This window comes from Sphingobium sp. B2D3C, assembly GCF_025961835.1.
Taxonomy (GTDB): domain Bacteria; phylum Pseudomonadota; class Alphaproteobacteria; order Sphingomonadales; family Sphingomonadaceae; genus Sphingobium.
Map to the genome: position 1 here is coordinate 1,548,073 of NZ_JAOQOK010000001.1, position 20,424 is coordinate 1,568,496.

Here is a 20,424-nt window from a genome sequence, read left to right on the forward strand (position 1 = left end):
GGCAGTTGATCATCGCCGCGACCTTCCCTAGAGGCATGCTGAAAGGCCCTGCCGCGTGCGGTCGCGGCGGCCCCAGCGACATCGAACAGGGAACATGGCACGCATGAGCAAGATCAAGGTGAAAAATCCGATCGTCGAGATCGACGGCGATGAGATGACCCGGATCATCTGGGAATGGATCCGCGAGCGGCTCATCAAGCCTTATGTCGACGTCGACCTTCACTATTATGATCTGAGCGTCGAAGAGCGTGACCGCACCAACGACCAGATCACCATCGATTCCGCCGAGGCAATCAAGAAGTACGGCGTCGGCGTGAAGTGCGCCACGATCACGCCGGATGAGGCGCGCGTCGAGGAGTTCAACCTCAAGCAGATGTGGAAGTCGCCGAACGGCACGATCCGCAACATTCTGGGCGGCGTCGTGTTCCGCGAGCCAATCGTCATCAAGAACGTGCCCCGCCTGGTGCCGGGCTGGACCGACCCGATCGTGATCGGCCGTCATGCCTTTGGCGATCAGTATCGCGCCACCGACTTCCTCGTGCCCGGCCCCGGCAAGCTGCGTCTGGTGTTCGAAGGCGACGATGGCAAGGTGATTGACCGCGAAGTCTTCCAGTTCCCCGGCTCGGGCGTAGCCATGTCGATGTACAATCTCGACCAGTCGATCATCGATTTCGCCCGCGCATCCATGAACTATGCGCTCGACCGCAAGTGGCCGCTGTACCTCTCCACCAAGAACACGATCATCAAGGCCTATGACGGTCGCTTCAAGGATCTGTTCCAGGACGTTTTCGACCGTGAATTCAAGGACAAGTACGCGGCTGCTGGCATCGAATATCAGCACCGCCTGATCGACGACATGGTCGCGGCCGCACTCAAGTGGAGCGGCAAGTTCGTGTGGGCGTGCAAGAACTATGACGGCGACGTTCAGTCGGACACCGTGGCGCAGGGCTTCGGCTCGCTCGGCCTGATGACCTCCGTCCTCATGTCGCCCGACGGCAAGACGGTCGAGGCCGAAGCCGCGCACGGCACCGTGACCCGTCACTATCGCCAGCACCAGCAGGGCAAGGCGACCTCGACCAACCCGATCGCTTCCATCTTCGCCTGGACCGGTGGCCTCAAGTTCCGTGGCAAGTTCGACGAGACGCCGGACGTCGTCCGCTTTGCCGAGACGCTGGAGCGCGTCTGCGTGCAGACGGTGGAAAATGGCGAAATGACCAAGGACCTCGCGATCCTCATCGGGCCGAATCAGGCCTGGATGACCACCGAGCAGTTCTTCGAGGCGATCCGCCGGAACCTCGAAGCTGAAATGAGCAACTGGTCCTAAAGACCTGAAGGGGGCGCTTCGATGGGGTCAACCACGCTCGAAGCGCCCTCCTCCCTCCCTGCGGTACGCCCGCACCCTGGCCTCCCGCCCACTCGCCCGAGCGGACTGATCCGATGATCCACGGCACGTTCGGCAGCCAGACCTTCAACGAGGCGCTGGTCATTCTCGGCGCGGCGGGCCTCGTGATCCCTGCCTTCGCACGCTTCCGCATCAGCCCGATCATCGGCTTCATCCTCGTCGGACTGCTGGTCGGCCCCTTTGGTCTCGGCCGGTTCGTCAGCGCCTATCCGGCGCTCGCCCATGTGACGATTTCGCGGGAATCGGCGATCACCGCCTTTGCCGAACTCGGCATCGTCATGCTGCTTTTCTCTATCGGCCTGGAACTGTCGTTCAAACGCCTGTGGTCGATGCGCAAATTCGTCTTCGGCATCGGTGCGGCGGAACTGCTCGGCAGCGCCACGCTGATCGGTGGTGGGATGCTGCTGCTCGGTAGCAGCCTGTATGCCGCCATCGGCCTGGGTCTTGCCCTCTCCCTCTCGTCAACGGCGCTCGTCATGCCGATTGCCGGCACCCATTCGGCGGTCGGCAAATCCGCGTTCGGCATGTTGCTCTTCGAGGATTTGGCGCTTGTGCCGATCGTCTTCGCGCTTGGTGCCATGGCGCCCAATGTCGCAGACGATGGCTGGGAAAATCTTGCCACCGTCCTGCTGACCGGCGGTCTCGCCGTCCTCGCCTTGCTGATCGGCGGGCGCTTCATGCTCCCCCGCCTCTTCGCACAGGCGGCGCGGGCCAAGCGGCCCGAGGTGTTTCTGGCGGCAAGCCTGCTCGTCGTGATGGTCTCCAGCCTGCTCACCACCGCTGCGGGCCTCTCGCCCATCGTCGGCGCGCTGGTCGCGGGCATTCTCATCGCCGAAACCGACTATCACGGCCAGGTCGAGGGCATGACCGAGCCGTTCAAGGGCCTGGCGCTGGGCGTCTTCCTGATCACCGTGGGCATGGCGATCGATCCCGTGGCTCTGGTCGCGCAATGGGATGGGTTGCTGCTCGCGATCACCGGCGTGGTTCTCGCCAAGGTGGCGGTGACCAGCCTGCTGCTGCGGCTTGCGGGCGCGCGGCGCGGGGTGGCGCTGGAAACCGGCATCCTGATGGGCAGCCCCTCGGAAACGACGCTCATCGTGCTGGCGAGCGCCGTGACGGCCAATCTCATCAGCCCCGGCACGGCCGCTTTCTGGCAAATGGCCACCGCCATCGGCCTCACCCTCACACCCATCCTCGCCAAATTCGGGCATCGCATGGCCCGGCGGGTCGAACGGGATGCGCTGGAGCCGGACACCAACGAGACCGACGACAATGCGCGCGCCGCCATCATCCTCGGCTTCGGCCGCGTCGGCCGCACCGTCGCCGATCTCCTGCGGGTGCATGAGGTGCCCTATGTGGCGGTGGAGAACGATATCGATATCGTCGCGCAGGCCCGGGCAGAGGGCTACACCGTCCAGTTCGGCGATGTGTCGCGCCCGGACACGCTCGATCGACTGAGACTCGGGCGCGCGCAGGCGCTCATCATCACCATGGACGACCCGGTGCTGGCGATGCGCGTCACCAATCGCGTGCGGGGCTGGCTGGACGATCTGCCAATCATCGTGCGGGCGCGGGACACCACCCACGCCGCCCAACTCTATCGGGCCGGCGCAAGCGACGCGGTGCCCGAGACGCTGGAAAGCTCACTGCACCTGGCCGAGACCGCGCTGGTGGACCTCGGCCTGCCCATGGGGCCCGTGATCGCGTCCGTGCACCAAAAGCGCGAAGACCTGCAGAATGAGATCAAGGCGGCGGCGGAACTCGACGTCGCGCCGCGGCTGCGGAGTCGGCGGCTGGGGGAAGCGAACGGCCCCGCCTGAGCGCAAGTCGCCGCTAGCGCGGCTCGTGCTCGGTTCCGCTCCCCGGGGTGATGAACAGCAGTTCCACCTCTCCGGCCGCATCCGCCGTGTGCCAGACATTGGCGGGGTTGATCGCATAGTCACCGGCGGAGAGCGCAACATGGGTTTCCGTCCCATCCTCGCCGCGCTGCCGCAGCGTCACGGCGCCGGCGATGCAATAGACGATTTCGTCGCCGAGCGGATGCCGCTCCCACATCGACCAATTGCTGCTGAAACGATAGGCGCTGACCAAGCGGCCATCTGCGCCATCTCCGCCATGGCGGGCATCATAGGCGGCATACCATGCCGGATCGGAGGTCATGGCCGGCTGTGCCACGGCCTTACCGCCCCGCGCGAGGTGGATGGGATAGGTACTGAGCGACTTCGGCGTCATGGATCGTCTCCCACACAGGAGCCGGCCGGACCGACAGGTCTGCCCTCCCCCGTTCAGCGCCCCGTTTCAGCCCTGCGCAATGCGCGCCTTGATCGCCTCGATCGCCGCCGGTGCAGCCGCACCGTCCGGACCGCCACCTTGCGCCATATCCGGGCGACCGCCGCCACCCTGCCCGCCCAGCGCAGCCACGCCGAGACGAACCAGATCGACAGCGCTGAACGTGCCGGTCAGATCGTCGGTCACGCCGGCCGCGATGCTCGCGCGCCCGTCATTCACCGCGATGACAACGGCGATGCCGCTGGCAAGCCGGCCCTTGGCGTCATCCACCAGACCGCGCAGTCCCTTGGGGTCGAGCCCGTCGAACTGCTGGGCGAGCACCTTGTAGCCATTGACGATCTCGGGCGCAGCCTCAGCCGAAGCGCCGCCGCCCGATGCGCCGGCCAGCGCGAGCGCCTTCTTGGCCTCCGCCAACTCGCGCTCCAGCTTGCGGCTCTGTTCGGCAAGCGCGGCCACGCGGGCCGTTGCGTCCTCGGGCGTCGTCCGCAAGGTCGTGGCGATGGCGCGCAATTGTTCGTCGCGCTGCGTGAGCCACAGGCGCGCGGCCTCCCCGGTCAGCGCCTCGATCCGGCGAACACCACTGGCAACCGCGCTTTCGCCGACGATCTTGAAGAGCGCGATGTCGCCCAGCGCGCGCACGTGAGTGCCGCCGCACAGCTCGACCGAATAGGTGCCCTCGTCGCCCGTGCCCATGGAGAGCACGCGCACTTCGTCGCCATATTTCTCACCGAACAGAGCCATGGCGCCGGCAGCAATCGCGTCGTCCGGCGACATGAGGCGCGTGCTGACCTCGGCATTGCCGCGAATCTGCGCGTTCACATCGGCCTCGACCCGCGCGATCTGCGCCGGCGTGAGCGCCTCGGGATGCGAGAAGTCGAAGCGCAGCCGGTCTTCCGCGACGAGGCTGCCCTTCTGGGTCACATGCGGGCCGAGCGTCTTGCGGAGTGCGGCGTGCAGCAGGTGCGTGGCGCTGTGATTGGCGCGCACGCGCGCGCGGCGGGCGGCATCGACCTCCATGTGGACGATATCGCCAATCGCGATTCGCCCGGCCTCGATGGTCGCCTGATGGGCGTGAAGACGGCCCAAGGGCTTGGCGGTGTCAGAGACAGTCGCCGAGAGCCCATCCGACTTGCTGATCCGACCGGTATCCCCTGCCTGACCCCCACTCTCACCATAAAAGGGCGTCTGATTGGTGACGATGGTCACGCTCTCGCCGGGCTGCGCCTGTTCGACGCGGGTACCATCCTTGACCAACGCGACGACACGACCCTCACCGGCTTCGCTCAGATAGCCGGTAAACTCGGTCGATCCCTCGCTCTCGGCGATATCGAACCAGACGTCTTCCGATGCCTTCTGGCCCGATCCCTTCCAAGCGGCGCGCGCGGCGGCCTTCTGGGCTGCCATGGCCGCGTCGAAGCCGGAGCGGTCGACGGTGAGGCCCTGGGCGCGCAGCGCGTCTTCGGTCAGATCGTAAGGGAAGCCGTAGGTGTCGTAGAGCTTGAACGCGGTGTCACCGGGCAGCGTCGCGCCCGTCGGCAGACCGGCCACGGCTTCGTCCAGCAGCTTGAGACCCTTGTCGAGCGTCTGCCGGAAGCGGGTTTCCTCGCGCAGCAGCGTTTCCTCGATCAGTGGCTGGGCGCGGATCAATTCCGGGAAGGCCGCGCCCATTTCCGCGCTGAGACCGCCAACGAGGCGGTGCATCAGCGGTTCGGCGGCACCGAGCAGATGCGCATGACGCATGGCGCGGCGCATGATCCGCCGCAGCACATAGCCGCGCCCCTCATTGGCCGGCAGCACGCCATCGGCAATCAGGAAGCCCGCCGAACGCAGATGGTCGGCGATGACGCGGTGGCTGGCGGCCTGCTCGCCTTTTGCCGACGTCTTGGTCAGCGCGGCGGACAGATCGATCAGTGCCCGGAACTGGTCGGTATCGAAGACGCTGTGGACACCCTGAATGACCGTGGCCGCGCGTTCGAGACCCATGCCGGTGTCGATGGAGGGACGCGGCAGATCGCCGACGATTTCGCCGCCCAGCTGCTCGAACTGCATGAAGACGAGATTCCAGATCTCGACGAACCGATCGCCATCTTCATCGGGCGAACCCGGAGGCCCACCGGGCACGTCCGGACCATGATCGTAGAAGATTTCGGAACAGGGGCCGCATGGGCCATCATCGCCCATCGACCAGAAATTGTCTTTGGTCGCGATGCGGATGATGCGCTCGTCCGGCAGGCCGATCTTCTTCCAGTAACCAAAAGCCTCGTCATCGGTGTGATAGACCGTGACCAGCAGCCGGTCCTTGGGCAGGCCGAGTTCGCGCGTGACGAACGTCCACGCCAACTCGATGGCGCGTTCCTTGAAATAATCGCCGAACGAGAAATTGCCGAGCATCTCGAAGAAGGTGAGGTGCCGCGCGGTGTAGCCGACATTATCGAGATCGTTGTGCTTGCCGCCCGCCCGCACGCATTTCTGAGACGAGGTCGCCGTCTTGTAGGGGCGGCTCTCAAGTCCCGTGAACACATTCTTGAACGGCACCATGCCGGCGTTCACGAACATGAGCGTGGGATCGTTATTGGGCACGAGCGGCGCGGAAGGCACGATCTCATGACCATTGGCCCCGAAATAATCGAGGAACGCGCGGCGGATATCGTTGGTCGACGTCATGGACGAGCGATTAGGGGAAGCCGCAGCCGCCGACAAGCGGTGAGTGAACGGAAAATCGCGACCAAAATCCGATCGCCAGTCGCAAGCGCAGCTTCACGATCGCTCGAACTGCACAGCGCGTCCCTCATGCGACGCCACCGCAGACGACGACCTGACCGCGTTTGTGCACGATCAGGTTCCCAAAAAGATCAATCCTCGCTTGCCTCGTCACTGTCCGGCCCGGTCATCATGCCCTCGGCCACAGCCTCAGTGCGCGCGCGGATGGTGCGCTCCAGCTTGTCCATCATCTCGGGATTTTCACGCAGGAAGTTCTTGGCGTTCTCACGTCCCTGCCCGATCCGGACGGAATCATAGGAGAACCACGCGCCCGACTTCTCGACCACGCCGGCCTTGACGCCAAGGTCCAAAATCTCGCCGACCTTGGAAATGCCTTCGCCATACATGATGTCGAACTCGACCTGCTTGAACGGCGGCGCGACCTTGTTCTTGACCACCTTCACGCGCGTGGCGTTGCCGACGATATCGTCACGATCCTTGATCTGACCGGTCCGGCGAATGTCGAGGCGGACAGAGGCGTAGAATTTCAAGGCATTACCGCCCGTGGTCGTCTCCGGATTGCCGTACATCACGCCGATCTTCATGCGCAGCTGGTTGATGAAGATCACCATGCAGCGCGAGCGGCTGATCGAGCCGGTCAGCTTGCGCAGCGATTGGGACATGAGCCGCGCCTGCAGGCCGACATGGCTATCGCCCATCTCACCCTCGATCTCGGCGCGAGGCACCAGCGCCGCGACCGAATCGACCACCAGCACGTCGATGGCGTTGGAGCGCACCAGCGTATCGGTGATCTCCAGGGCCTGCTCGCCGGTATCCGGCTGCGAGACGATCAACTCATCGATGTTCACGCCCAGCTTGCGGGCATAGACCGGATCGAGTGCATGCTCGGCGTCGATAAACGCTGCCGTGCCGCCCGTCTTCTGTGCCTCGGCGATCACATGGAGCGCCAGCGTGGTCTTGCCCGAGCTTTCCGGGCCATAGACCTCGATCACGCGACCGCGCGGCAGGCCGCCGACGCCGAGCGCGATATCAAGGCCCAGGCTGCCGGTGGAAATCGCCTCGACCTGCATCGCCTCCTTGGAGCCCAGCTTCATCGCCGAGCCCTTGCCGAAGGCGCGATCGATCTGCGCCAGTGCTGCTTCGAGTGCTTTCTGCCGTTCCATGGTTCCCACGTTCTTCTCGCCGTCGATAAGCTTCAAGCTCGCCGTCATGTGCCTGCTCCCCATGGAAGTCAAATCCTCGTGAACCGAAAGTCACAAGAGCCATGTATCCTATTTGTTCTTATGGAACAAGAGGGGAACGAAATTTAAGAACGCAGGTCAGGCGACCCGGCGCGGACCTTCCGCCGGGACCGGCACGACCGCAATCTTGGCAGCGGCGAGGGAAGCCCCCTCCTCCGCCGTCAGCAGTACCGGACCGCGCAAATCCGGCCGCTTGCCGGGCACGATGCAGCGCGTGGCGGCGCTGAGTTTCTCGACCGGCACCTCCGGAGCTTCCGGCGCGGATGCGACCTGGGCGCGGATGCTGAGGTCTGCCGACCAGAGCCGCCGAACGATCGCGCCGGCCACGGCCAGCGCCGAGGGACGTTGCGCATTCACGTTCATACCGTTGGTGAACAGCGAGACGATCAGCCGGTCGCGGATTTCCTCGGAATGAAAATCGAACAGGATGCCGATCCGGCGCGCCGAATAGCGCACCTCGCCGCGCAATATTCCGACATCCGGCAGCACGATCTGCACCCTTTCACCCACCGCGAAACCGCTCGGCGCATCGAGATGCAGGCCGATGCCCGAGATGGAGATATCCCCCCTTGAGGCGCTGAGCATCTGCCCGTTGTCGCCGATCAGCGTCACCGTCTGGCGCAGGTCGAAGCGCTCCTCGCCGCGCACACGCGGCTTTTCGAGGCACATCATCGCCACCAGCAGCAGCATCACCATGTTGAACGCCAGCCAGAAGGCCACGACCGGCAGCAGCCCATCCTGCGTGACGATGCGATAATCGGGCAGCATGTTGATGGCGAGGCTGGCCAGACTCGCCGCCATGAGGGTGAGCGACGCGAACAGCACATAATCGCCCGGCCCGCGCTTGCCGCCCTTGGAGCCGGAGCCCTTGGGCGTCACCTTGAAGGTCAGCCCCTTCGGCGCGATCAGCGTCTTGAGCGCGGCAGGCAGGATGCGGAAGGTCTGGAAAACGGACAGGATCTGCGCCGCGAGCGGATAATAGCGGCCCGGGGCCAGCATGCTGATGCCACCGAGCAGCGCGACGATCATCGGCAGAAGGAAGAAGATAATGCCCGGCAAATCGACTCCGACCATCGGCGCCAGATTGAACAGCGCGAACAGAATCGGCGCGAGGATTGTGAAGACCGATTGCAGGCCCTGCGTCACCCACGCGGAGGGAAGGAACAGCAGCCGATAGCGGAGCTTCAGCGTGCCCCCCAGCGGGCCATGGTTGAGATAGAGAATCTGGATCGCGCCCTGCGCCCAGCGCTGGCGCTGGACGAAGAAGGCAGCGGTGCTCTCCGGCGCGAGGCCATAAGCCAGCGGCTCGTTGAGATAGCGCGTGATGTACCCCTTGCGCAGGCTGGCGAGGGTCAGCAGCATATCCTCGGTGATCGAGCCCTCGGGCAGGCCGCCGCCGATCTCGTCGAAGATCGCCCGGCGCGTCACCGAGTTGGAGCCGCAGCAGAAGGAGGCATCCCAGCCATCGCGGCCCGGCATGATCGCCTCGAAGAAGAAGCGTTGATCATCCGGCATAGCCTGCTGCAGGCCAAGATTGGTCTGCATGGGATCGTGATTGTAGAAGCTGTGCGGAATCTGGACGATTCCGATCTTCTCATTCTCGAAAAAGCCCATGGTACGGATGAGGAAATCGCGCTGAGGCACGAAGTCGGCATCGAACACGGCGACGAACGGCGCATTCGTCTGGGTGAGGCCATGGTTGATATTGCCAGCCTTGGCGCCCTTGTTGTCAGGCCGGGTGATGTACCCGGCGCCCTTGGCGAGGCACATATCCTGCACCCAGGGACGCCGCCCGTCATCCAGCACCCAGACGCGCGCCTCCGGCCAATCCATCGCGAGGCAGCCGAGAATCGTCTTCTCTAGCACCTCGCGCGGTTCATTATAGGTCGCGATGAAGACGTCCACGGGGGGCAGAAGATCGGCGTTCTCCGCCCATAAAGCCCGCAGGCGGGCTTCCCCCGCATCGGCTTCAGCCGAGCGGTCCGTCGGGCGCGAGAGAATCGCCAGAAGAATGCCGGCATCGAACAGCGCCAGCACCTCCACGATCAGGCAGGAAACCGGCCACCAGAGCTCGCTGAAGCTGCCGCCCCAAGGAATCGTATAGACAATCCGCCAGTGCAGATAATTGACGATGGCGGCCGCAATCGTCGCCACGATGCCAACGCGCGACGGCCATAGCCCGCCGAATATGACGAAGGCGCCCAGCACCAGCGCCAGCGAGGCCCAGGGCGCCGTGAAAGCGACGTCGGTCATAGGGCTTAGAGGCTGCGGCTGAACCGCACCTCGGCCAGACGCCCCACATCGCATTTGCGCGCGGCATCGGCCTTGGCCGGCACCTGCTCGGGCAGCGCGACATCCACGATGATCTCGCGCGCTTCCGGCAGGGAATAGGTCGAGGCGGCGAGCAGGCCTTCCTGTCGGCGACCGGCAGCGCCGGTGATCGCGATGACCCGGCCCTTCATCCACTCGCTCGCGCCGATCATCCGGATGTTCGCGGGCGAGCCAGCGTGGATCACCTCCGCCTTGCGCTCGGGCAAGGCCACCTGCACGAAGCGACGGCGGCAATCGACCAGATCGACAACCGGCTCGCCGGCACGAATGGAGGTACCGGAACTGGCGGTGGTCGCCCAGACCAGCGTGCCGGCTGGCGCCACATAATTGGCGCGGGCCTGCGCATCCTTCAACCGGAGCTGCGTCTGGGTATATTCGGCATTGGCGTCGGTGAGCATCTTTTCAATGGTCTGGCGCTGGAGCACCACGCGATCTGCCTGCTGCACGGCATAAGGCGCATCATTATAGCTGTCGCCCAGAAACACCCCGGCGCGCGCGGCGTTGCGGGCAATGCCGATGGACTGGATCTTGGCCCCAAGGCCGCTGCACTCGCTGTCCTTAGCGGCAAGCAAGGCGCTGGCCTTCTCCACGCCGGAGGCAGACATGAAGCCCTGCTCGGAGAGCTGGCGCGCTCGGGCTAGGCTTGCGCGAAGCTCCGTCCGCTCGGCCTGGCAACCGGACAAGGCAGCGCCAGCGGCAGATTGATCCTCGGAGAGGCGCGCCGTCGTGGCGTTGGAGAACACCGTGGCACGGCGCCCCAGCCGGACCTCCTGCGCGGTCAGCTCGCCGAGCTGGCGCTTGGCGAGATCGATCTGCGCGAGGGCGATTTCGGCCCGGGCCTTGAGTTCCGCGACCTCGCCGGTGTCCTGCGAGAGATCGAGCAGATGCACGGGCGTCGGCTTCATGAAATACTGGCCATCGGCGGGCAGCGCCGCCACCGTCCCGTCCGCCGCAGCGGTCAGGCGGATGATCGGCGCGTTCACCGCCGCCTGCGTCGACACATCGTTGAACACATAAGGCGCAAAGCCAATGGCGCCCGTGCTCAGCAAGGCTACCGCCAGCGCAATGCGCGTGCTGCGCGCCCGCAGGATCGTTTCAACGCGACTCATGAATACCACCACCCCTGAAAGATACCGGGCGTCTGCCCGGCGCCCACCGAGCGGGACTAGCAGTGGCGTGGTTACGATATCGTTAGCCGAAGCACGGCTGGGCCGTGTTATGCGCGGGCGGTCGCATCATCCTGCAGATCGCCCTGGCGGGCGCTCGCCAGCACATCGCGCGCGGCCTCGGCAAGTTGGGAGACCGAGAAAGGCTTGGGCAGGAAGGCCACATTCTCGATGTCGATGGACTTGCGAAGCTGCTCCTCGGCATAGCCGGACATGAACAGCACCGGGATAGCGGGATGGCTCTCCCGGACATGGCGGACCATCGTCGGGCCATCCATCCCCGGCATCACCACGTCGGAAATCAGCAGATCGATCCGCTCGGCTTCGGCAAGCCGCGCCAGTCCCTGCTCGCCATCCGAGGCGGTGACGACGGTGTAACCCTGCCGGGCGAGCGCACGCTCGGCGACGTTGCGCACCATGTCCTCATCCTCGACCAGCAGGATGGTGCCGGTGCCCCACGTCTCGCTGACCGCCGCCTTGCGCGGGGCCACGGGGGAAGACATGCCTTCCGAAGCGACCGCGTGCACCGGCAGATAGATGTTGAATGTGGTGCCCTGCCCCACGGTCGAATCGGAGAAGATGAACCCATTGGACTGCTTGACGATGCCGTAGACGGTCGAGAGCCCGAGCCCGGTGCCCTTGCCGACCGACTTCGTGGTGAAGAAGGGTTCGAAGATCTTGCCCAGCACCTCCGGCGGAATGCCGGTGCCGGTGTCCGAGATGCTGAGGCCGGTATAATCGCCGATCGGCATGATCTCGTTCTTCATCTCGCGCACATCGGCGGCGGAGACCGGGAAGGTGCGGACGGTCACCGTGCCGCCTTCGGGCATCGCATCGCGCGCGTTCACCACCAGATTGACGATCACCTGCTCAAGCTGGCCGGGATCGGCGCGGACATGGCCGAGATTGCGGCCGTGGAAGACCTCCAGCCGGATGTTCTCGCCGAGCAGCCGCTTGAGCAGGCTGGAGACCTCGGACACGACATCGGGCAATTGCAGCACCTGCGGACGCAAGGTCTGCTGGCGCGAGAAGGCGAGAAGCTGCCGCGTGAGCGAGGCTGCGCGGTTGGAGTTGGCCTTGACCTGCTGGATGTCGTCATAGTCGCTATCGCCGGGCGTGTGGCGCATCAGCATCAGATCGCAATGGCCGATGATCGCGGTCAGAATATTGTTGAAGTCGTGCGCCACGCCGCCGGCAAGCTGCCCGACCGCTTGCATCTTCGTCTGCTGGGCGACCTGACGCTTGAGGCGCGATTCCTCGCTATTGTCCTTGAGGCTCAGCAGCACGGCGGCCTCGCCCAGCCCCCTCACCCCTGCAAGGCTCAGGGACACCGGCTCGTCCGGCGCACCGAGCAGGCCGACTTGCATGTCGCCGGACATTTGCGGGCCATTGGCAAAGCGGCGGATAGTGTCGGCCACGGCGGCGCGATCCTCCACCACGACGATATCGCCCGGATAGCTCGGCTTCTCACCCGGCGGGATGCCGGCAGCGCGACCAAAGGCCTTGTTGAAGAACAGCAGCCGCCCTTCCCGGTCGGCCATGCCAAGGCCGAAGGGCAGCAGCGAGAGCAGGGCTTCGACATAAGCGAGGCTGGAAATGCCCTCCACCGCCGACACGCTCTCATCCACCATGACCAGCACGATCTGGCCGGAGGGGTCATCCGGGCGCAGCGGCACCTGGATCATGCGGATGGGCACCGCCTGCTTTTCTTCCTGCGCGAAGAAGATGCGGCCCTCGGCGTCGACGCGCATATAGCCGGCGAAGTCGCGACCCTGGATGATGCTGTCCGCGCGGCCGGTAGCGCGCAGGATGAAGGCGGGATTGGCAGCGCGGATGCGCCCCTCCCCACCGATCATCACGCACATCACGCCGGAATCGGACAGGCGCTCGCCCGCCTCGCCGGCCATGATGCGACCGAAATCATCGACGATGCTGGCCTGCTGGACGCTCTCGAAACGCCAGAGCAGATAGTCATCCGCCCGTCCGGTGCGCGTCACCTGCAGATCGAGATGGAGACTGCCGCGCAATATGCCGCGCACGGTGATTTCGCCCTCGCGCCAGGCCGCCTGCCCGGCTTGCGCCACGCGGTTCAGATCGCTCGGGGAAATGTCGATCTCGGCAGGCGCGGGATAGCCACCGAACCAGTCGCCATAATGATCATTGGCGCACACCATGCGGCCCGTCCGGTCGGTCAGGGCGATGGCGCAACCGGCTGCATTTGCCGCCGCGCGGATCAGCGTCCAGTCCGGGTCTGCAGGCGTAGCCGGCACGACCGGCGCGAGGCTGCGCTGCGTCACCCAGAGCAGCGCGGACACCGCAAGCACGGACGCCCCGAACACGGCGCCCACGGCAGGATCGGCGAACAGCCATAACAGCGGCGCGCCCGCCAGCAGCGCGACCAGCGCGACGAGCAGCAGCATGGGGAAGCGCGGTTGATTTGCCGTCAGATTGAGCAAATCGCCATTGCGCGCATTCGCTCCCCCATCGCTCACGAAGTCTGCCCTCCCAGCGGCAAAATTCCGTCGCCTCCGGTCTCAGCGCTTTCCGAGCGCCCCGCCTGACGCCCGCGCCATTTCCGCCCGATGCGGCTCTTCCACAGCCAGGAGGAAACAAAATAGCCGATAGCGGCCGAGACGACCGACACGACGAGCAGGCCGAACAGCAGCACCGGTGCTGTCGATGACAGCAGCCAGGCCGTCCATTCCGCCAGCCCCGCCTCGTGATGAATGAGCGCCATCACCTGGCTGACATCGCCGGACCGCCCCAACATGGTCGCGCCGACATAATAGGATGCGGCGAGGATGAAGGGCGTCGTCGCGGGATTGGACAGGAAGGTCATCGCAGCGGCCAGCGGCACATTCGCCCGGAACGGCAGCGCCAGCAGCGCCGCGCCGGCAATCTGCAGCCCGGGGATCAGCAGGAAGATGCCGACGAGCAAGCCCAACGCCACGCCGCGCGGCACGGACCTGCGGGTGAAGCGCCACAGCTCGGGGGCCAGCACGCGATGCGCCACCGGCTTGACGAACCGGTTTTCCGCCAGGCTCTCCCGGCTGGGCATGGACGCGCGGAAGGCCTTGATCAGCCGGCGCTTGGGCATCAGCCCCGCTCCCGCATGATGCGGCCCTGCTCGCGCTTCCAGTCGCGCTCCTTGGCGGTCTCGCGCTTGTCGCGGACGTTCTTGCCCTTGGCCAGCGCCAGCTCGACCTTGGCCTTGCCGCGCTCGTTGAAATAGACGCTCAACGGCACCAGCGTCATGCCCTGCCGGGCGACGGCGCCGTGCAGCTTGGCGATCTCCCGCTCGCGCAGCAGCAGCTTGCGGGGGCGCTTGGGCTCATGATTGAAGCGGTTGCCGTGGCTGAACTCGGGGATGTTGCTGTTGATCAGCCAGATCTCGTCGTCCTTCACCTCGGCATAGCTCTCGGTGATCGAGCCATCGCCAAAGCGCAGCGATTTCACCTCGGTCCCGCGCAGCATGATGCCCGCTTCGTAAACGTCCTCAATCGCGTAATCGAAACGGGCGCGCCGGTTCTCGGCCACGGTCTTGACCTTGTTGAATGTCGCAGGGCGCGGGCGAGCCATTGGAATCTTTCTGTAATGAGAGCCAGATTTAGGCGATGTGACCGGCCTAAACCAGCCCCGCGATCTCAAGAGCGCGGTCTACCGTCGCACGCGAGGCACCTGATGGCCACGTTATCGGTAGCCGCAACTCGCACGGCATCTCCGGTCGCACCCGCGAGAGCGCATATTTGATGGGCCCCGGTGAAGAATCGGTGAAGAGCGCATCGTGAAGCGGATAGAGCCGGTCCTGCAGCGCCAGCGCGTCCTTCCAGCGATCCTCAAGGCAAGCATTCTGGAAATCGGCGCACAGGCGCGGCGCGACATTAGCCGTGACCGAGATGCAGCCCCGGCCACCCATGGCGTTGAACGCCAGCGCCGTCTCGTCATTGCCGGACAGCTGGCACCAGTCCGCCCCGCAGGCGAGGCGCTGGGCGGTCACGCGGCCGATATTCCCGGTCGCATCCTTAAGGCCCACGATGCTCGGAAATTCCTCGACCAGCCGGTGCAACACCGGCACGCCGATATCCACGATGGAACGGCCCGGAATATTGTAGAGCACGATGGGCAGATCGCAGCGCGAGGCCAGATAGGCGAAATGCTGGTAAAGCCCCTCCTGGCTCGGCTTATTATAATAGGGCGCGACGACAAGCGCGGCATCGGCGCCGGCGGCCTGCGCGGCGAACATATGTTCCAGCGCAATCCGGGTATCGTTGGAGCCGGCCCCGGCGATCACCGGCACGCGCCCGGCCGCCTGCTCGACGCAGATCCGCACGACGCGATTATGCTCCTCGATGGTCATCGTGGCGCTCTCGCCGGTCGTTCCGCACGGCACGAGGGCGCTCGATCCCTCCTCGATTTGCCAGTCCACGAAGCTGCGGAATGCGTCCTCATCCAGCCGATCATTGCGAAACGGGGTGATCAGTGCCGGAATCGAGCCGGAAAACATATGAAAAAACTCCTTCAAAGCGCGCGCTCGGACAGGCATAGTGGGGCAAATGCACGCGCCCGTTCACCGTTCGATCATCGAGGCTCTGCCATAATGCTTCCCATGGGAAAAGACCTTCGCTTATCTGCTGTCGTTCTTGTTGCGGCCATGGCCTCGGCAGCGACGACCGCTTCGTCCTCGCAGAGCACGCCGACCGTCACTTGGCAGGCCGTTCAGGAGCGCCTCGCCGCTGGCGCCAATGACGAAGCGCGCACCCGCGATGCGATTGAGAACTGGCGCCGCATTGCCTCCAGCGACAGCCACGATTTCTCGGTCTACGCCAACTTCCTGCTCGCCAATCCCGGCTGGCCCGAGGAATCCAAGCTGCGCTCCTATGCCGAGCGTCGGGTGGATGCGGACGTCAACGAGCCGTCGGTCATTCTCGCCTTCTTCGCGAAATATCCGGCACGCTCCGCCCAGGCCAAGGCCATTCACGCGCTGACGCTGGCGCGGATGGGCAAGCAAAGCGAGGCGCAGAAAATGGCGCGGGACGCTTGGGCGTCTGGCGCCATGGACGCTAAATGGGAGGACCGGCTGCGGATGCAGTTCGCATCCGCCCTCACGCCGGAAGATCATTTGCGGCGCGCGGATTCAGCTTTGTGGCAACGCCGCCCGGAGATCGCCGAACGCCTACTCGCCTCCGTGCCGGTGACCCGCCAGGCGGTTGTCGCCGCGCGGATCGCCTTCCAGCGCAAATCGCCCAATGCTGCGGCCCTCATGGGTCCGGCCGATCCGGTCGGGATGCTGGACGCCGGCTATCTGGCCGACAAGGCGCGCTGGCTGACCGACAATGGCGACCTTGCTGCGGCGCGCAGCCTGCTCGGCAACCGCACGGCGCTGATGCAACGCCCGACCGACCCGGAAAAATGGTATGAGGTGCTGCTGGCGCAGGCCCGCGCGGCGAACAATGACAATCAGTTCAGCACCGCCTTTGCTATCGCTTCCAAGGTCGACGATGCCTTCCCCCGCGGGACGGACATCAGTGCGCAGTCGCTGGGCGTACGCGATGATTATACCAGCCTCACATGGCTGGCGGGCATGATCGCGCTCAACAAGCTGAACCGCCCCGCCGACGCCGAAGCGATGTTCGATCGCTATGCCAATGGCGCCAAATCGGGCCAGACCAGCTCCAAGGGCCACTATTGGGCCGGACGCGCTGCGTTGGCCGCTGGTCGTCAGGCGCAGGCAACTGCGCATTTCGAGAAGGCCGGCAGCTATCCCGATCAATATTATGGCCAGCTCGCGCTCGAGCGTCTCAAACGCCGCGTTAATCCCGGTGCGCTCGCCAGTGCCGTGCGCCCCAGCGCCAGTGAGCGCGCCGCATTCATGGCGCGACCGGTAGTGCGCGCTGCCAGCCTGCTCGGGCGCAACGGGCAGACCCGCGACCAGTCGCTATTCATCCGCGCCATTGCCGACAATGCGCAGACGGATACGGAGTTGGCCCTCGCCGGCGAACTGGCGCAAGTCCTCGGCCGCCCGGATCTTGGCGTCATGGCCGCACGCAGCGCCGGCCGCAATGGTCTGAGTGCCGCGCCGGACTACAGCTTCCCCCGCATGAATGTGCCGCTGAGCGACCGCTCCAATTGGACGATGATTCACGCGATCACCCGGCAGGAAAGCCAGTTCGACCGGGCCATCGTGTCCCACGCCAATGCGCATGGACTGATGCAGCTGCTGCCCTCCACCGCGCGCGAAGTCGCGGGCAAGATCGGCATGAGCTTCAACCAGAGCTCGCTCTACGATCCCAACTATAACGTGCAGCTTGGCAGTGCCTATTTCCAGCAGCTGCTGCGCTATTACAACGGCAGCTACCCGCTCGCCATCGCCGCCTATAATGGCGGCATGGGCCGGGTGAACCGCTGGCTGCAATCCAATGGCGACCCGCGTCTGCCCGGCGTGGACATGGTCCAGTGGATCGAGGACATTCCCATTTTCGAAACGCGCAATTATGTGCAGCGTGTGCTGGAGAATGCGGTGATCTATGACATGCTGAGCCCCGTGCAGAGCACCGCCGACTTGGCGCCGCTCAGCCGGTTCCTGGGCAAGTCCCTGCCCGGCTGAGGACCGTCCGCATCCAGCTAATCCGACCTTTCGACCCAGAACAGAATAGAGATCATGACTGAAAGAGAGACGAGTTCCGCGCCCGCATCGACGCCCATCGCCGGGCCTGCCGACGCCGCCGAGACCGACGAAAAGCGCGGGACCAAGGCCTTCTGGGCCGGCGTCGGCATCGGATCAGCAGCGCTCGCCGCAGCCCTGATGTATGCCAGCAAGCGGCCGAAACGCCGGGGCAAATGAGCGCGCTGCCTCGGCCGAACTATATCACGCCGGGCGGTTTTGCCGCGCTGCGCGCCGAATATGACCAGCTTCTCGGGGAAGAACGGCCCAAGATCGTGGAGATCGTCAGCTGGGCGGCCGGCAATGGCGACCGCAGCGAGAATGGCGACTATCTTTACGGGCGCAAGCGGATGCGGGAAATCGACCGACGCCTGAAATGGCTGGCGCAGCGTATGAAGCTCGCCAAGATCGTGGAACCCGCGCAGCAACCGGACAAGAGCCGCATCTTCTTCGGCGCCACGGTCACGCTCGCCGATGAGGAGGACAATCAGCGCAGCGTCACCATCGTCGGCAATGACGAGGCGGATGCCGGCGCCGCACGGATCGGCTGGGACACGCCGCTGGCGCGTGCCCTGAGAGGAGCTGCCGTGGGCGACCTGCGCCGCGTCGACCTGCCGGGCGGCAGCAAGGAATGGGAAATCCTTGCCATCAGCTATCCGCAATGATCGCGCGGACGGCCTTGCTCGGGATTGCGCTGCTGGCCAGGACGGGGTCGGGGGCATGGGCTGCAGATTGCCCGACGGGACTGTTCATGGCCGATGCCGGGCCGGATGCAGCCTCGGCACTGGAAATCGGCCCGAATGGTCGCTTCCGCTACATGTTCACCGCAGGCGCTGTCGATGAATCGGCCGCCGGCCGCTGGGAATGCGCGGATGACGGCACCCTGCGCCTCACCACCGAGCCGACCCCCAAGCCGGCAGCGTTCTCGCTCGCCCATGTAGCCACCGACGGGAACGAGCCGTTCACCCTGCTGGTCACCTGGCCCAATGGCGCGGGCGTACCCGCCGTCGACTTTGAGCTCACCCTCGAGGATGGCGACACCATCGCCGACTATACCCAGAGCGACGGCTGGACCCGCGATCTGGGCGAGCGCCGTCCGCGCTCGATTCAGGTCTCAGAAGTGTTTTTCGGCACCAAATCCGAGGTGATCCCTCTGCCCGCGCAGGAGCATCTTCGCGTCCACATCATCCTCACCCCCAATGACATGGGCGTTGCCGCTTTCCGCGATACGTTGGTGACTCGCGAAGACGACAAGCTGGTTCTCCACTGGCGCGACGGCACGATGCGCTACGCCCCAGCCGCGCGGGACTGAGCGCCTCGCCATGATGGACATCCGCCCCGCCTCGGCCGCCGACTGGCGGGGCATCTGGACCGTTTTCGAGCCGGTCATCCGCGAGGGCGCGACCTTTCCCCTCGCCCGCGATCTGGATGAGGCGGGTGCCCACGCCTACTGGACCGCGCCGGACAAGCAGGTGTTCGTCGCGACATCCGACACCGGCATCGTCGGCAGCTACACCTTGCGCGCAAATTCGACCGGCCCGGCCGCCCATGTCGCCAATGCCGGATATATCGTCCAGGCCGACCAGCGTGGGAAAGGCATCGCGCAGGCGCTGTGCCGCCACTCGCTGCAGACGGCCCGCGCGCAGGGGTTCCGCGCAATGCAGTTTAACCTGGTGATTTCCACGAACATCCGCGCCGTGCGCCTATGGCAGCATATGGGATTTAGCGTGGTCGGGGCGCTTCCCGGCGCGTTCCACCATCCGGTTCACGGTTATGTCGATGCGCTCGTGATGTACCGCAGCCTCATGGATCAGGCCTGAGCCGCTCACTCCTCCGGCTGATAGCCGAACGCCTCATGCGCCAGTTTCACGACGGCGGGATCGACGTCCGGCATCTCCATCGAGACATGCTTTTCCAGCCGGTCGGCGATGCACGTGAGCGCCGCGATCCGCGCAGCCTTGCGATCATTGCCATCGATCACGTGCCAGGGCGCCTGCTTGGTGTCGGTCTTGGCGAACATGTCCTTGATGGCATCGAGATAATCCGCCCGCTTGTCGCGATTGCGATAATCCTCCGTGCCCGTCTTCCAGCGCTTGAAGGGATCGTCCAGCCGCTGGGCAAGCTGCTTGTCCTGCTCCTTCTGCGTGATGTGGACGAACAGCTTCACGATCGCGGTGCCGCTGTCGATCTGCTGGGCCTCGAACGCATTGATCTCGTCATAGCCGCGCTTCCACTCGGCTTTTGTGCAGAAGCCCTCCACCCGCTCGACCAGCACGCGCCCGTACCAGCTCCGGTCGAAGATCGCGATGTGCCTGTCTTCCGGCAGTTTCGTCCAGAAGCGCCAGAGGAAGTGGCGCCCCAGCTCCTCCGCTGTCGGCGCGCCGATGGGCCAGACCCGGAAATAGCGCGGATCGAGCAGCGACGTCATTCGTTTGATGATGCCGCCCTTGCCGGCGGCATCCCACCCTTCCAGCATCACCACGCTGCGGCGCTTGTGGATGATGTGGGCGACCTGGATCTTCTCCAGCCGCTTCTGGAGCTTGAGCAGCGCCTTGTCGAAGTCGCCGTCGAAATCGGCGCCCTTCTCATAATCGGAGAGCTTGATGGTCATGG

17 protein-coding genes are annotated in these 20,424 nt (G+C 65.1%); 7 read left to right on the forward strand and 10 right to left on the reverse strand.

Annotated features, from left to right (window positions below; translation table 11 throughout):
• The first annotated feature begins 103 nt into the window (after positions 1-103).
• Together M2339_RS07180 and M2339_RS07185 are read left to right on the forward strand one after the other, a co-directional pair.
• Positions 104-1,324: an NADP-dependent isocitrate dehydrogenase gene (locus M2339_RS07180; protein ID WP_264570116.1), complete on the forward strand. Its 1,221-nt coding sequence runs from the start codon at positions 104-106 to the stop codon at positions 1,322-1,324.
• Between the two features lie 113 nt (positions 1,325-1,437).
• A complete protein-coding gene (locus M2339_RS07185) occupies positions 1,438-3,222 on the forward strand; it encodes a cation:proton antiporter (protein ID WP_264587070.1) in 1,785 nt (594 codons plus the stop codon).
• A 13-nt stretch (positions 3,223-3,235) separates the two neighbouring features.
• Here M2339_RS07185 and M2339_RS07190 read toward each other — a convergent pair whose 3' ends face one another.
• From M2339_RS07190 to dapA, 9 genes are all read right to left on the reverse strand, one after another.
• Complete coding sequence (locus M2339_RS07190; RefSeq protein ID WP_264587069.1) at positions 3,236-3,634, reverse strand: cupin domain-containing protein; 399 nt, start codon at positions 3,632-3,634, stop codon at positions 3,236-3,238.
• A 66-nt stretch (positions 3,635-3,700) separates the two neighbouring features.
• The gene (gene alaS, locus M2339_RS07195) at positions 3,701-6,355 is read right to left on the reverse strand and encodes an alanine--tRNA ligase (RefSeq protein WP_264587068.1); all 2,655 of its coding nucleotides are present in this window, start codon (positions 6,353-6,355) and stop codon (positions 3,701-3,703) included.
• Between the two features lie 188 nt (positions 6,356-6,543).
• On the reverse strand, positions 6,544-7,623 hold the full coding sequence (gene recA, locus M2339_RS07200) for a recombinase RecA (protein ID WP_181559446.1): 1,080 nt from the start codon (positions 7,621-7,623) through the stop codon (positions 6,544-6,546).
• Positions 7,624-7,731: 108 nt separating this feature from the next.
• Positions 7,732-9,906, reverse strand: a complete 2,175-nt coding sequence (locus M2339_RS07205) for a glycosyltransferase (RefSeq protein ID WP_264587067.1) — start codon at positions 9,904-9,906, stop codon at positions 7,732-7,734.
• Between the two features lie 5 nt (positions 9,907-9,911).
• Complete coding sequence (locus tag M2339_RS07210) at positions 9,912-11,093, reverse strand: HlyD family efflux transporter periplasmic adaptor subunit (RefSeq protein ID WP_181559444.1); 1,182 nt, start codon at positions 11,091-11,093, stop codon at positions 9,912-9,914.
• Between the two features lie 107 nt (positions 11,094-11,200).
• Positions 11,201-13,570 carry a response regulator gene (locus M2339_RS07215; RefSeq protein ID WP_264588341.1) on the reverse strand — a complete coding sequence of 790 codons (2,370 nt, stop codon included), beginning with the start codon at positions 13,568-13,570 and terminating at the stop codon, positions 11,201-11,203.
• A 68-nt stretch (positions 13,571-13,638) separates the two neighbouring features.
• Positions 13,639-14,247 carry a DUF2062 domain-containing protein gene (locus M2339_RS07220; protein WP_264584887.1) on the reverse strand — a complete coding sequence of 203 codons (609 nt, stop codon included), beginning with the start codon at positions 14,245-14,247 and terminating at the stop codon, positions 13,639-13,641.
• Complete coding sequence (gene smpB, locus M2339_RS07225) at positions 14,247-14,729, reverse strand: SsrA-binding protein SmpB (protein WP_264570111.1); 483 nt, start codon at positions 14,727-14,729, stop codon at positions 14,247-14,249. Before smpB ends, M2339_RS07220 begins: the two co-directional genes overlap by 1 nt.
• Positions 14,730-14,775: 46 nt before the next feature.
• Positions 14,776-15,654 carry a 4-hydroxy-tetrahydrodipicolinate synthase gene (gene dapA, locus M2339_RS07230; protein ID WP_181559441.1) on the reverse strand — a complete coding sequence of 293 codons (879 nt, stop codon included), beginning with the start codon at positions 15,652-15,654 and terminating at the stop codon, positions 14,776-14,778.
• A gap of 147 nt (positions 15,655-15,801) precedes the next feature.
• Here dapA and M2339_RS07235 point away from each other — a divergent pair, with 147 nt between their 5' ends.
• From M2339_RS07235 to M2339_RS07255, 5 genes are read left to right on the forward strand one after another with little or no spacing between them, the layout of a single operon-like run.
• Positions 15,802-17,754, forward strand: a complete 1,953-nt coding sequence (locus M2339_RS07235; protein ID WP_264587066.1) for a lytic transglycosylase domain-containing protein — start codon at positions 15,802-15,804, stop codon at positions 17,752-17,754.
• Between the two features lie 54 nt (positions 17,755-17,808).
• Positions 17,809-17,991 (forward strand): hypothetical protein, encoded by a 183-nt coding sequence (locus M2339_RS07240; protein WP_264587065.1) that lies wholly within the window; start codon positions 17,809-17,811, stop codon positions 17,989-17,991.
• A complete protein-coding gene (greB, locus tag M2339_RS07245; protein WP_181559438.1) occupies positions 17,988-18,476 on the forward strand; it encodes a transcription elongation factor GreB in 489 nt (162 codons plus the stop codon). Before M2339_RS07240 ends, greB begins: the two co-directional genes overlap by 4 nt.
• Positions 18,473-19,123 carry a hypothetical protein gene (locus M2339_RS07250; RefSeq protein WP_264587064.1) on the forward strand — a complete coding sequence of 217 codons (651 nt, stop codon included), beginning with the start codon at positions 18,473-18,475 and terminating at the stop codon, positions 19,121-19,123. Before greB ends, M2339_RS07250 begins: the two co-directional genes overlap by 4 nt.
• Before the next feature lie 10 nt (positions 19,124-19,133).
• Complete coding sequence (locus M2339_RS07255; RefSeq protein WP_319801006.1) at positions 19,134-19,631, forward strand: N-acetyltransferase; 498 nt, start codon at positions 19,134-19,136, stop codon at positions 19,629-19,631.
• Positions 19,632-19,636: 5 nt separating this feature from the next.
• On the opposite strand, the gene M2339_RS07260 is transcribed toward M2339_RS07255, so the two are convergent.
• Positions 19,637-20,422, reverse strand: a complete 786-nt coding sequence (locus M2339_RS07260; protein WP_264587063.1) for a polyphosphate kinase 2 family protein — start codon at positions 20,420-20,422, stop codon at positions 19,637-19,639.
• Positions 20,423-20,424 lie beyond the last annotated feature (2 nt).

What these genes read in the sequence shown, in the direction of transcription:
- M2339_RS07180 (WP_264570116.1), top strand. Translation starts at nt 104, where the DNA reads ATGAGCAAGATCAAGGTGAAAAATCCGATCGTCGAGATCGACGGCGAT.
- M2339_RS07185 (WP_264587070.1), top strand. Translation starts at nt 1,438, where the DNA reads ATGATCCACGGCACGTTCGGCAGCCAGACCTTCAACGAGGCGCTGGTC.
- M2339_RS07190 (WP_264587069.1), bottom strand. Translation starts at nt 3,634, where the DNA reads ATGACGCCGAAGTCGCTCAGTACCTATCCCATCCACCTCGCGCGGGGC.
- alaS (WP_264587068.1), bottom strand. Translation starts at nt 6,355, where the DNA reads ATGACGTCGACCAACGATATCCGCCGCGCGTTCCTCGATTATTTCGGG.
- recA (WP_181559446.1), bottom strand. Translation starts at nt 7,623, where the DNA reads ATGACGGCGAGCTTGAAGCTTATCGACGGCGAGAAGAACGTGGGAACC.
- M2339_RS07205 (WP_264587067.1), bottom strand. Translation starts at nt 9,906, where the DNA reads ATGACCGACGTCGCTTTCACGGCGCCCTGGGCCTCGCTGGCGCTGGTG.
- M2339_RS07210 (WP_181559444.1), bottom strand. Translation starts at nt 11,093, where the DNA reads ATGAGTCGCGTTGAAACGATCCTGCGGGCGCGCAGCACGCGCATTGCG.
- M2339_RS07215 (WP_264588341.1), bottom strand. Translation starts at nt 13,570, where the DNA reads ATGCTGCTGCTCGTCGCGCTGGTCGCGCTGCTGGCGGGCGCGCCGCTG.
- M2339_RS07220 (WP_264584887.1), bottom strand. Translation starts at nt 14,247, where the DNA reads ATGCCCAAGCGCCGGCTGATCAAGGCCTTCCGCGCGTCCATGCCCAGC.
- smpB (WP_264570111.1), bottom strand. Translation starts at nt 14,729, where the DNA reads ATGGCTCGCCCGCGCCCTGCGACATTCAACAAGGTCAAGACCGTGGCC.
- dapA (WP_181559441.1), bottom strand. Translation starts at nt 15,654, where the DNA reads ATGTTTTCCGGCTCGATTCCGGCACTGATCACCCCGTTTCGCAATGAT.
- M2339_RS07235 (WP_264587066.1), top strand. Translation starts at nt 15,802, where the DNA reads ATGGCCTCGGCAGCGACGACCGCTTCGTCCTCGCAGAGCACGCCGACC.
- M2339_RS07240 (WP_264587065.1), top strand. Translation starts at nt 17,809, where the DNA reads ATGACTGAAAGAGAGACGAGTTCCGCGCCCGCATCGACGCCCATCGCC.
- greB (WP_181559438.1), top strand. Translation starts at nt 17,988, where the DNA reads ATGAGCGCGCTGCCTCGGCCGAACTATATCACGCCGGGCGGTTTTGCC.
- M2339_RS07250 (WP_264587064.1), top strand. Translation starts at nt 18,473, where the DNA reads ATGATCGCGCGGACGGCCTTGCTCGGGATTGCGCTGCTGGCCAGGACG.
- M2339_RS07255 (WP_319801006.1), top strand. Translation starts at nt 19,134, where the DNA reads ATGATGGACATCCGCCCCGCCTCGGCCGCCGACTGGCGGGGCATCTGG.
- M2339_RS07260 (WP_264587063.1), bottom strand. Translation starts at nt 20,422, where the DNA reads ATGACCATCAAGCTCTCCGATTATGAGAAGGGCGCCGATTTCGACGGC.